This window comes from Pseudoduganella buxea (assembly GCF_009720835.1).
GTDB classification, from domain to species: domain Bacteria; phylum Pseudomonadota; class Gammaproteobacteria; order Burkholderiales; family Burkholderiaceae_D; genus Rugamonas; species Rugamonas buxea.
The window spans coordinates 35,064-47,272 of the sequence record NZ_WNKZ01000045.1 but is presented as its reverse complement, the minus strand read 5'-3'; the positions used below and the strand labels follow the sequence as shown (position 1 = coordinate 47,272).

The 12,209-nt window shown below is 67.3% G+C and carries 7 protein-coding genes; 3 read left to right on the top strand and 4 right to left on the bottom strand.

Going from position 1 to position 12,209, the window contains the following annotated elements:
* Nucleotides 1-314: 314 nt before the first annotated feature.
* Nucleotides 315-1,211 (top strand): polysaccharide deacetylase family protein, encoded by an 897-nt coding sequence (locus tag GM672_RS15860; RefSeq protein ID WP_155471508.1) that lies wholly within the window; start codon nucleotides 315-317, stop codon nucleotides 1,209-1,211.
* A 4-nt stretch (nucleotides 1,212-1,215) separates the two neighbouring features.
* On the opposite strand, the gene GM672_RS15855 is transcribed toward GM672_RS15860, so the two are convergent.
* Both GM672_RS15855 and aroG read right to left on the bottom strand, forming a co-directional pair.
* Nucleotides 1,216-2,505: an aspartyl/asparaginyl beta-hydroxylase domain-containing protein gene (locus GM672_RS15855; RefSeq protein WP_229417764.1), complete on the bottom strand. Its 1,290-nt coding sequence runs from the start codon at nucleotides 2,503-2,505 to the stop codon at nucleotides 1,216-1,218.
* Nucleotides 2,506-2,581: 76 nt separating this feature from the next.
* A complete protein-coding gene (gene aroG, locus GM672_RS15850; RefSeq protein WP_155471506.1) occupies nucleotides 2,582-3,640 on the bottom strand; it encodes a 3-deoxy-7-phosphoheptulonate synthase AroG in 1,059 nt (352 codons plus the stop codon).
* 366 nt (nucleotides 3,641-4,006) lie between these two features.
* Between aroG and GM672_RS15845 the strand changes: the two genes are divergently transcribed.
* A complete protein-coding gene (locus tag GM672_RS15845; RefSeq protein ID WP_229417763.1) occupies nucleotides 4,007-6,892 on the top strand; it encodes a TonB-dependent receptor in 2,886 nt (961 codons plus the stop codon).
* A 170-nt stretch (nucleotides 6,893-7,062) separates the two neighbouring features.
* Complete coding sequence (locus GM672_RS15840; RefSeq protein ID WP_229417762.1) at nucleotides 7,063-9,744, top strand: TonB-dependent receptor plug domain-containing protein; 2,682 nt, start codon at nucleotides 7,063-7,065, stop codon at nucleotides 9,742-9,744.
* A 128-nt stretch (nucleotides 9,745-9,872) separates the two neighbouring features.
* On the opposite strand, the gene tldD is transcribed toward GM672_RS15840, so the two are convergent.
* Nucleotides 9,873-11,333, bottom strand: a complete 1,461-nt coding sequence (gene tldD, locus GM672_RS15835) for a metalloprotease TldD (RefSeq protein WP_155471504.1) — start codon at nucleotides 11,331-11,333, stop codon at nucleotides 9,873-9,875.
* 72 nt (nucleotides 11,334-11,405) lie between these two features.
* On the bottom strand, nucleotides 11,406-12,203 hold the full coding sequence (locus GM672_RS15830) for a carbon-nitrogen hydrolase family protein (protein ID WP_229417761.1): 798 nt from the start codon (nucleotides 12,201-12,203) through the stop codon (nucleotides 11,406-11,408).
* Nucleotides 12,204-12,209: the final 6 nt, after the last annotated feature.

Here is a 12,209-nt window from a genome sequence, read left to right as displayed (position 1 = left end):
TGCGCGCGCCCCGTTCCTCGATGATGGCCAGGCAGTCTGCCAGCGAGGCACATCCTTCGAACAGCCGTCGCAGGCCATCCCCTTGTTCGCCGGTCAGCCGGGTCAGCCACGCCAGGCACTGCGTCCGCACCGCCGCGTACTCGTCGATTTCCATGCCCACCTCCGTCTTGGTTCATGCCAACTTACGGTATGACAATGGTCGAGCCAACAAGTTCCTTGCGACCGGGGCACAGCGCCTTTTTTATTGTCCGCTTGTTTTCTTTCTGGCAGGATCGACTGCCCGCAGCCGTCGTGCTGCCCCACCAGGAGAATCCATGCAGCCTTACCGGATCGCCGCGGCAGCGTTGCTGTGCAGTGCCGCCGCCCACGCCGCCGAACCGTTCGATATCGCCATCACTGTCGACGACCTGCCCGCCCATGGCGCGCTGCCGCCCGGCGTCACGCGCACGGGCATCGTGGCCGCGCACGTGGCGGCGTTCAAGGCGCATGGGGTGCCGGAGGCCTTCGGCTTCGTCAATGCCGGCAAGCTGGCACGCGAAGCCGGCGCCGCCGCCGCGCTCGATGCGTGGCGCGCCGCCGGCCATCCGCTGGGCAATCACGGTTTCGAGCACGTGGGCTTGAGCAAGGCCGCGTCGCTGGCCGCATGGCAGGCCGACGTGACGACAGGCGAACCGGCCATCGCGGCGCGCATGGCGGGCCAGGACTGGCACTGGTTCCGCTACCCCTTCCTCGATGGCGGCAATACCCCGGCACTGCGCGGCGATGCGACGGCGTGGCTGGCGCAACGGGGCTATCGCATCGCCGCCGTCAGCGTGTCTTTCGATGACTGGGCCTACACGGAAGCGTATGCGCGTTGCGCCCGCCAGGGCAACGATGCCGCCATCGGCGCCATGCAGGCGCACTACCTGCGCTATGTGGACGAGGAGATCGCGCGCATGAAAAGCACGTCGCGCCAGGTCTACGGCCGCGTGATCCCGCAAGTGCTGCTGACGCACGCGGGCGCCTGGAGCGCCGCCACCCTGCCGGCCGTGCTGGCGCGGCTCGACGCGGCCGGCGCGCGCTACGTGACGTTGGCGCAGGCCCAGGCCGATCCGGCCTATGCCGGCGCGGCCGGGGGCATGGTGACGGAACGGGCCGCGGCGGCGCAAGGGATCGCGCTGCCGGCGGCCGTCGCGGACAGGTCGATCGACCTGGACGGGATTTGCCGCTGAAGGGCTACAGCTCGAAGCCGCCCGCCCCCGCCCCGAAAGCGTGAATGCCGTCGGCCAGCGCGCTGACCATGGCACGTTCGGCCTCGGACAGGTGCGGGTGCCACACGTCGAAGATCAGCACGACGCGCAGCCTGTCGCTGTCGTTCCACGCCTCGTGCTCGATGGTGTCGTCGAAGACCCAGGCCTTGCCCATCTCCCACGCGCGTACGTCATTGCCCACGCGCAGGTGGCAGTCGCCAGGCAGGATCAGCGGCAGGTGCCCCACCAGCCGCACATTGCTCACGCCCGTGTGGGCCGGAATGCGGGTGTGCGGCTTCAGCAGCGAAAACATGGCGCTGGGCGTGCGGTTCAGCTGGCGCGGCTGCGGCAGCCGGGCCAGCGCCGCCATCGTGGCCGGACAACGCGCCGCGTGTTCCGGCACCACCCGTCCCTGCTCGATCAGGTGATACGCGCTCCAGTCGGGCGAGTTGTTCAGCTGGGCGAACTGGAAGTGGGGCTGGTCCGGCGGATAGCTCAGGTAAGGCACGAAGCCCTGCTCGGCGTCGAGCGCGGCAAGGAATTCGGCGCGGATGGCATCCGTCTGCGCTTCCAGTTCGTCGATCCACGGGAACAGCGCGCGCTCGTCGAAGAAGGTAACGGGGGCCAGGCCGGGGTAGTAGAACAGGGCCGGCTGCGGGTCGTAGCGGCGCTTGCGGCCGAACATGATGTCGACGGCATCGCGGAAGCGCCCCAGCGGCTCGCTTTTCAGTTCGCCCAGCAGCGGCGCCAGGTGGGCGTCCAGGTAGGCGCCGTACTCGCGCTGGTAGCCGTCCTGGAACGCCAGCGCGCGTTCCAGCAGGGGCCGCAGCGACGGGTCCACCTGGTCGAGCGGCGGCGCCGCCATGGCAGCGGCGCCGAAAGCCCGTGCCGCCTCATGGCGCCGGCCCTGGCGTTCGAACAGGTCGCCGCGCAACAGCTGGGCCAGCATGTCGGTGGGGTCGACCGTCAACGCGCCCGTCAGGGCCGCCGCTTCGCCCTCGTCGTCGCGCAGGCCGCGGCAGACCACGGCCAGGTTGATCCACTGCTGCTGGTCGCGCCCGTCGGCGGTGACGAGGCGTTCCAGAAGGGCCCTGGCCCGCTGCAGGTCGCCGGCCCGGAAGGCGCGCTGGCTCAGCGCGAACAGCGCCTTCGGATTGCCAGGATCGATATCGAGCAGGCGCTGCCACAATTGGCCGGCCTCGTTGTCGCGGCCCGCCTGGATCGCGGCGCCGATCTGCCGCTGCAGCGCGGCGATGTCTGGTGATGGTGGTGCCAAGGTTCCGCCGTCTTCGTGTTCGTTACTCGTTGATTCGGCGGCAGGCGGCATGCGCCGCATGCCGTGTGAATGCCTGTCAGTCTTCGCGCAGGCGGCGCTGGCGCACGGCGGCGGCCAGGTTGTCCAGCACCTGCACGGTGGCGTCCCAGTCGATGCAGCCGTCGGTGACGGACTGGCCGTAGGTCAGCTCCTTGCCCGGCACCAGGTCCTGGCGACCGGCCACCAGGTGCGATTCCACCATGACGCCGACGATGCGGCTGTCGCCACCGGCCACCTGGGTGGCGATGTCGGCGCACACGGGCACCTGGTTTTCCGGCTTCTTCGAGCTGTTCGCGTGCGAGGCGTCGATCATCAGGCGCGCCGCCAGGCCGTGACCGGCGATGGCCTTGCAGGCCTCTTCGACGCTGGCCGCGTCGTAGTTCGGCGCCTTGCCGCCGCGCAGGATGATGTGGCAGTCCTCGTTGCCATTGGTCGACACGATGGCCGAGTGGCCGCCTTTCGTCACCGACAGGAAGTGGTGCGGCTGCGAGGCGGCCTTGATGGCTTCGACGGCGATCTTGATATTGCCGTCCGTGCCGTTCTTGAAGCCCACCGGGCAGGACAGGCCGGACGCCAGTTCGCGGTGCACCTGCGATTCCGTGGTGCGCGCACCGATGGCGCCCCAGGCGATCAGGTCGGCGATGTACTGGGGGCTGATGACGTCGAGGAACTCGGTGCCGGCCGGCAGGCCCAGCTCGTTGATGTCGCGCAGCAGCTCGCGCGCCATGCGCAGGCCGTCGTTGATGCGGAAGCTGTTGTCCATGTACGGGTCGTTGATCATGCCCTTCCAGCCCACCGTCGTGCGCGGCTTCTCGAAGTAGACGCGCATGACGATTTCCAGGTCGCCCTGCAGGCGCTCGCGCACCCCGATCAGGCGGCGGGCGTATTCCATCGCCGCCTTCGGGTCGTGGATCGAGCACGGGCCCACCACCACCATCAGGCGGTCGTCCTGGCCGTGCAGGATGCGGTGCAGCGCGATGCGCGCGGCCGATGCCGTCTGCGACGCCGCCTCGGTGCAGGGGAATTCCCGGATCAGGTGCGACGGGGGCGTCAGTTCCTTCATTTCGCGGATGCGCAGGTCGTCGGTGCGTTGCATGGAGCTCTCCTAAAATTGTTCGGATAAAAAAAAGACCGCCATCGGTGGCGGTCTTTTGGGTATTGGGTGGGAATCTCGCTGTGCTGCTTACGTGAACCGGCCTCTACTCAACCGCCTTGTGGGCAGGGAGCCAAAAATAAAAGAAGCCGGTAAAGAATACAAAGCGGTGCATGGAATGTCCTGTTGATTGCGAATCACTATAACAAGAGGTCCGGCCAGTTGGCAAGCAAATTGTCTCCTGGAATTGTGTGGCGCACAAAATACATCCGAGAGGCCATTCCATGCCAATTTGTTCACAAAGCCAGTTGTCGGGCGTATAAGAAAAGCTCTCGCGAAAAAAATCACAACTTATTTCAGGAGAACTGCATGAACACAGTCAAGATGCGCCCGCTCGCGGGCGTGGTACGCCGCCTGTTCCCCGTCACCACCGCCCCGCTGCTGCTGGGCCTGTTCACCGCGCCGGCCCTGGCGCAAACGCCTCCCCCCCCGTCCGGCGCCGCCGCCCAACCGATCGCCCGGGTCGAAATCACCGGTTCGAATATCCGCCGGGCCCAGGCGGAAACGGCCTCGGCGGTGCAAACCGTCAGCAAGGCCGACATCGAAAAATCCGGCAAGACGACGGTGGCTGAATTGCTGCAGACCCTGGCCGTCGATAACCAGGGCTCGGTGCCGACCACCTTCGGCACCGGCTTCGCCTCGGGCGCGTCGGGCATTTCGCTGCGGGGCCTGGGCGCCGCGTCCACCCTGGTGCTGGTGAACGGCCGGCGCGTCGCGCCCTATGGCCTGGCGGACGACGGCCAGAAGGTCTTTGCCGACCTGAACATCATTCCCGCCGAAGCGGTGGAACGGGTCGAGATCCTGAAGGACGGCGCGTCCGCCATCTACGGCTCCGACGCCATCGCCGGCGTCGTCAACGTCATCCTGCGCCGCGACTTCGTCGGCACCACCGTGCGCGCCAGCCAGGGCCTGTCGAACGAGAGCGACGGCGCCGACACGCGTCTGGCCGTGTCGCACGGCGTGGGCCGGCTCGACACGGACCGCTACAACTTCCTGTTCAGTGCCGAATACGGCAAGAAGAAACCCGTGTACAACCTGGACCGGGCCGGCCGCGGCCCCGTCGGCCGGGTCGACCTGCGCGACTTCGGTTTTTCCGCCGCCGAAGGCCTGGGCGGCACGGGCGCCATCGTCAGCAACAGCAATGCCGGCAACTCCATCATCGGCAACGTGCGCAATCCCATCACGAATATCTTCTACAGCCGCGACAGCCGCCTGGCCGCGGCCGGTTTCACGCGCCCGATGCCGGCCAACGCCTGTACCAGCCTGACCAACCACCCCCAGGGCGATCCCCGCGGCGGCTGCCTGATCGACGCGACCCAGCAGTACGGCCAGATCCAGCCGCGCCAGGAATCGCTGAACCTGTTCGGCCGTTTGACGGTGCAGCTCAATCCGGCGTGGCAGGCCTATGCCGAACTGCACGGCTACCACAGCGACAGCGAAGCGCAGACGACACCGTCGAACGTCTCAGGCAGCGTCGGCTATCCGGGCGGCCCCGTCAGCAATGCCGGCGTGTCGCTGGGCGCGGCCCACCCGGACAATCCCTACTTCGGCACGGCCGCGCGGGTGCGCTACCTGGCCTGGGACGTCGGTCCGCGGGTGAACAACGTGACGTCCAACTTCCTGCGCGCCGTGGCCGGCGTCAAGGGCACCGTGGGCGCCTGGGACATCGACAGCGCACTGCTGTTCTCGCAGAACAAGGTGGCCAACACGCGCGAAGGGGCGATCCAGCGCGACGTCGCCTTTGCCCTGCTCAATCCCACGCCCGAGAACGTGGCGGCCGCCCTGCGCAACCCCGCCTACGCCGCGCTGCCGGCCGGCACCTTGTGGCGCATCGGCGAAAACGCGGGCCTCAATTCCCAGGCCATGTACGACGCGCTGTCGCCGCTGATCGCCAACGACGCCACCACGCGCCTGGCGCAAGTGGACGTGAAGGCCTCGCGCGAGTTCGGCCAGCTGCCCGGCGGCGCGCTGGGCGTAGCCATGGGCGCCGAGTTCCGCCACGAATCCACCGAGCTGACGCCCACCGAAGGCACGGAGCGGGGCAATATCATCGGCCTGGGCTATTCGGCCTACGAAGGCCAGCGCAATTCGGCCGCCCTGTATGCCGAAGTGCTGGCCCCCGTGCTGAGCACCCTGGAACTGTCGGCCGCGCTGCGCTACGACCACTTCAACGACGTCGGCAACTCCTACACGCCGAAGGCCGGCTTCAAGTGGACGCCGTCGCGCGCCTTTGCGCTGCGCGGCACCTTCGCCCGGGGCTTCCGCGCCCCCAGCGCCGCCGAGAACGGCCGGGGCGGCCTGGCGGCCTTTGCCAACGCGGACGATCCGCTCCGTTGCAACCTGGGCATTCCGGGCACGTGCGCGCCCGTGTCGGTGGCCGTCATCACGTCGCCCAATCCGGCGCTGGAGCCGGAACGCTCGAAAAGCTACTCGCTGGGCATGATCTGGGACCCGCTACCGCGCACCAGCATTTCGCTGGACTTCTGGCAGATCAAGCGCAAGAACGAAATCAACCAGGAGCAACTGGACGCGGCCATCGCGGCCGGCCACGTGGCGCGCGATCCTTCCACGGCCGATCCGGCCACGCCGGGCGACCCCGGCCAGATCACGGCCGTGCTGGCGAACTACGTCAACTCGGCGTCGACGGAAGTGCGCGGCGTCGACCTGGACCTGCGCAAGACCTTCCAGCTGGGCGCCAACGGCGGCAACCTGACGGCGGACATCAAGTGGACCCACCTGTTCAAATGGCAGCGCACCGAACAGGACGGCTCGTCGCGCGACTTTGCCGGCACGCACGGCAACTGCGATACGACGAATTGCATCGGCACGCCGGACGACCGCGTCAACCTGGGCCTGACCTGGGACCGCGGTCCGCTGCGCCTGACGGCCGTGGCCAACTACCGGGGCAAGCTGGAGAACAAGCTGTTCAAGGACGACCCGGCCGGCTGCGCCTTCACTTTCGCCAACGGCAACGATGCGCCGAACGGCTGCAAGATCGGCTCCTTCACGACGGTGGACCTGACGGCCAAGTACCGCTTCACGCCGAAAGCCGAACTGTTCGCTTCGGTCCAGAACCTGTTCGACAAGGAACCGCCGCTCGATCCGCTGACCTACGGCGCGGCCGGCTTCAACCCGCTGGACTACAGCGGCGCCCTGGGCCGCTATTTCAACCTGGGCGTGCGCTATACGTTCTGATCGCCACCTTGCGTTGCGGTCTATACAACAGAAACGGGACTTCGGTCCCGTTTTTGCGGGCTTTCGTTTGCATTTAATCAATGACATGGCAAAGTGTGCTTGCGGGTCGGTGGAACGGATGTTTCCATCGCCTGCCAGTACGGCATAACGTTCAACTTCGGGAGAAGAGATTGGCTAAGAAAAAAGCAAGCAGCATCGGTCGCATCGGTCGCATCGGCAAGCTGGCGCGGCCGCTGTGCCTCGGCATCGCGGCATTACCGGCATTCGCACCCGCGTTCGCGCAGCAAGCCCCGGAAGGGCCGATGATGCGGGTGGAAATCACCGGTTCCTCGATCAAGCGCCTGGTCAATGAAACAGCCACGCCCCTGACCGTCTTCAAGGCCGAAGAATTCGTCAAGCAGGGCCTGACGACGGCCCAGGAAGTGCTGGACCGCATTCCCGCCAACCAGTCCAGCTTCGGTTCGGCCAATGCCGTCGGCGGCAACGCCAGCGGCCTGCCCACGGGCGGCCAGGCGTCGGCCGACTTGCGCGGCCTGGGTGGCGACAAGACCCTCGTGCTGCTGAACGGCCGCCGGCTGGCCAGCCACCCATACGACGGCGCCAGCGTCGACCTGAACCTGATTCCCGTGGCCGCCCTGGAGCGCGTCGAGGTGCTGCGCGACGGCGCCTCCGCGATCTACGGTACCGATGCCATCGGCGGCGTCATCAACTTCATCACGCGCCGTTCGGTGCAACAGGCAACGGTGACGCTGGAAACGGTGATCCCGGAAGAAACGGGCGGCCGCGAACGCCGCGGCAATATCACCCTGGGCGGCGGCGACCTGGCCAAGGAGGGCTGGGCCGTGCTGGCCGTGGCCGACTACCACAAGCAGGACGTGCTGACGTCGCAGCAGCGGCCCTTCTCGGCCACCGGCGTGATCCCGTCGCGGGGCCTGAACGAAACCTCCGGCACCACCTTCCCCGGCAACTACTTCGACCCCGTGACGGAAGTGCAGGGCAACCCGTACGCCCGCACCGGCTGCAACCAGCCCCTGTCGGTACCGCACCCCACCAATGGCACCTGCCGCCAGGACTACACGCGCCAGATCGACAGCCTGCCCGAGCAGGAACGGGCCACCCTGTTCGGCCGCGCCAGCTTCAAGCTGGGCGCCGACCACACGGCCTCGCTGGAAGTGCTGCACTCGGAAAACAAGGTCAACTCGCGCACGGCGCCGCCACCGCAGACGGGCCTGTCGCTGCCGTCGACCAGCCCCTACTACCCGGGCAATTCCGGTGGCGTTCCGGCCCAGGCCGGCCTGTCCGGCGCTCCCCTGTCCGTCAACTGGCGCCCCACGGAAGCAGGCCAGCGCGAGATCCTGTCGCGCGGTTCGGGCGACCGCTTCCTGGGCTCGCTGGAAGGCATCATCGCCGGCTGGGATTACCAGACGGGCCTGAGCCACTCGGTCAGCCGTTCGCAGGAAGAATTCACCAACGGCTATGTCGCCGACGCCCTGTTCGCGGCCGGTGTCGCCAACGGCGTGCTGAACCCGTTCGGCCTGCAGAACGATGCGGGCCGCGCCTACCTGGCCACGACCGCGCTGCGCGGCCGCGTGCAGGACGCCAAGAACGCCCAGACGGCATTCGACCTGAAGGCCAGCCGCGAGCTGATGGAAATGGGCGGCGGCAAGCTGGCCGTGGCCTTCGGCACCGAGCTGCGCCATGAGAAGGCGGAGTTCAACGTCAACCGCGACATCGCCAGCCAGGCCACCAGCTCGGGCCTGTCCGGCTCGCTGCCGAAGTCCGGCAGCCGCACCATCCAGGCCGTGTTCGGCGAAGTCAGCCTGCCGTTCACGAAGGAACTGGAAGCGTCGCTGGCGGCCCGTTACGACCACTACAGCGACGTTGGCAGCACCACCAACCCGAAGGCCTCGTTCCGCTACCAGCCGCTGCAGTCCTTCGTGCTGCGCGGTTCGGCCAGCACGGGCTTCCGCGCGCCGACCCTGTTCGAGAAGAACGCACCACAGTCGCGCAACGACACGAGCAACTCGTACAACGACCCGATCCTGTGCCCGAACGGCGTGCCGCAGCCGGGCGCCAACCCGCTGCGCGACTGCGACCTGCAGCAGTTCAAGCTGCAGGGCGGCAATCCGAACCTGCAACCGGAAAAATCGCGCACGTATGCCATCGGCGCCGTGTTCGAGCCGACCCAGGCCGTCACCCTGTCGCTGGACTACTTCAATATCCGCCTGCGCGAGAAGATCGGCGCCCTGCCGGAACAGACCATCTACGGCAACTACGCCCGCTATGCGGACCGTTTCCTGCGCTTCCCGGACGGCTCGCCGAACGCGATCCTGGACCTGAACGAGAACCTGGGCAAGGTGCGCACGGACGGCGTCGACGTCAGCCTGACGCTGCGCGCGCCGCGCACGGACTTCGGCGGCCTGACCTTCACCCTGGACGGCACGTGGATCCACAACTACGAGTACCAGAACGAGCGTGATGGCGACTTCATCCAGAACGTCGGCCGCTACGCGGACAACAACGTCGTGTTCCGCTGGCGCCATAACGCCTCGGTGACGTGGCGCACCGGTGCGTGGAGCGCCACCCTGGCCCACAACTTCAAGACGGGCTACGAAGACCAGAACCTGGTCGACGACCAGTACCGCAACCACGTGCCGTCGTACAGCCTGGTCAACCTGTCGGGCACGTACACGGGCTTCAAGAACGTGACGCTGACGGCCGGCGTGAAGAACATCGCCGACAAGTCACCGCCGTTCAGCAACCAGGGCACCGTGTTCCAGAAAGGCTACGACCCGCGCTACACCGACCCGATCGGCCGCGCGCTGTACCTGCGCGGTTCCTACTCGTTCTAAACTCTTGCCTGGAAAATGGGGACAGACCCCAATTTCCAGGCAATGTTTCTTCAAAAATGGGGTCTGTCCCCATTTTTGCAGCAATAAAAAAAGGCGCCGCGGCGCCTTTTTTGTTGGGTGGTGCGGCTTTACGCCGTGCCGCCCACGGTGACGCCGTCGATGCGCAACGTTGGCTGGCCGACACCGACCGGCACGCTCTGGCCTTCCTTGCCGCACACGCCCACGCCCGGGTCGAGACGCATGTCGTTGCCGATCATCGAGACGCGGTTCAGCACGTCCGGGCCGTTGCCGATCAGGGTGGCGCCCTTGACGGGATACGTCACCTTGCCGTCCTCGATCATGTAGGCCTCGCTGGCCGAGAAGACGAACTTGCCGTTCGTGATATCGACCTGGCCGCCGCCGAAGTTCACGGCGTACAGGCCGTTCTTGACGGAGGCGAGGATCTCGGCCGGGTCCTTGTCGCCCGCCAGCATGTAGGTGTTCGTCATGCGCGGCATCGGCAGGTGGGCGAACGATTCGCGGCGGGCGTTGCCCGTCACGGGCATCTTCATCAGGCGCGCGTTCATCGTGTCCTGGATGTAGCCGCGCAGGATGCCGTCCTCGATCAGGGTCGTGCACTGGGTCGGGTTGCCTTCGTCGTCGATATTGAGCGAGCCGCGGCGGTCGGCCAGCGTGCCGTCGTCGACCACGGTGACGCCCTTGGCGGCCACGCGCTCGCCGATGCGGCCGGCGAAGGTGGACGAGCCCTTGCGGTTGAAGTCGCCTTCCAGGCCGTGGCCGATGGCTTCATGCAGCAGAATGCCGGGCCAGCCCGGTCCCAGCACGACCGTCATCGGGCCGGCCGGGGCCGGACGGGAATCGAGGTTGACGAGGGCGCCCTTGACGGCGTCGTCGGCATACTGGGTCAGCAGCTCGTCGGTGAAATAGCTGTAGTCGTAGCGCCCGCCGCCGCCGGCCGAGCCCATCTCGCGGCGGCCGTCCTGTTCGACGATGACGGTGATCGACACGCGCACGAGCGGGCGGATGTCCGCCGCCAGCACGCCGTCGCTGCGCACCACCAGCACGACGTCGTATTCGCCGGCCAGGCCCGCCATCACCTGCACGACGCGGGGGTCCTTGGCGCGGGCGATCTTCTCGACGCGCTCGAGCAGCTTGACCTTGGCGGTGGCGTCCAGCGAATTGAGCGGGTCATGCGGCAGGTACAGCGAGCGGCCGCCCTGGGGCGTCATGCTGCCGGCCACCTTGATCTTGCCGGCGCCGGCCCGCGCGATGGTGCGCGTGGCGGCCGCCGCGTCCAGCAGGGCCGCTTCGGAAATCTCGTCGGAATACGAAAACGCGGTCTTCTCGCCGGACACGGCGCGCACGCCCACGCCCTGGTCGATCGAGAAACTGCCCGTCTTGACGATGCCCTCTTCCAGGCTCCAGCCCTCGTTCTTGGTGAACTGGAAGTACAGGTCGGCGTAGTCGACCTTGTGCGTGAACATCGTGCCCAGCGTCTTGATCAGCTTGCTCTCGTCCAGGCCGAACGGGGTCAGGAGCACGTCGCGCGCCAGCGCCAGGGAAGACAGGTTCGGTTCGAATGGTTTCATGATGGAACTTTCTACGTTTGCTTTGCTGTCATTGTAGTGGATTCGCGCCCCGGCCGCCGGGGGCGGACCGTCTTACATGGTGCGGTGCTTCAGTGCCGGCAGGCTCTCGCGCACACCGGCCAGGAAGGTCGCGTCGAGCTCGCCATGGACGACGCCCTCGCCTTCGGCCAGCACGGCCTTGACCTCGCCCCACGGGTCGACCAGCATGCTGTGGCCCCATGTGCGGCGCCCGTTCAAGTGGGTGCCGCCCTGGGCCGCCGCCAGCACGTAGCACTGGTTCTCGATGGCGCGGGCGCGCAGCAGGATTTCCCAGTGGGCCCGCCCGGTGGTGTACGTGAACGCGGCCGGCACGACGATCAGGTCGACGGCGCCCATGGCCCGGAACAGCTCCGGGAAGCGCAGGTCGTAGCAGACCGACATGCCGACCTTGCCGACGGCCGTTTCGACCGTCCCGACCGTGCTGCCCGGCACGATGGTGCGCGATTCGTTATACGATTCCGTGCCCTTGGTGAAGCCGAACAGGTGGATCTTGTCGTAGCGGCCCACGTGCCGGCCTTCGGGGTCGTAGACCAGGGTCGTGTTGATGACTTTCTCCGGGTCGCTGCTGGCCAGCGGCAGGGTGCCGCCCAGCAGCCAGATGCCGTGTTCGCGCGCCATCGATGCCATCGCATCCTGGATGGCGCCCTGCCCCAGCGGTTCGGCCTTGCCGACCTTGTCGCTGTCGCTCATGCCCATGATGGGCCAGTACTCGGGCAACAGCACCAATTTGGCGCCCGTGGCGGCGGCCTCGGCGACGAGGCGGCGTGCGGTGGCCAGGTTTTCCTCCACGACGGGCGTGGAGACCATTTGTACGGCGGCAACGATAGACATCGGCTC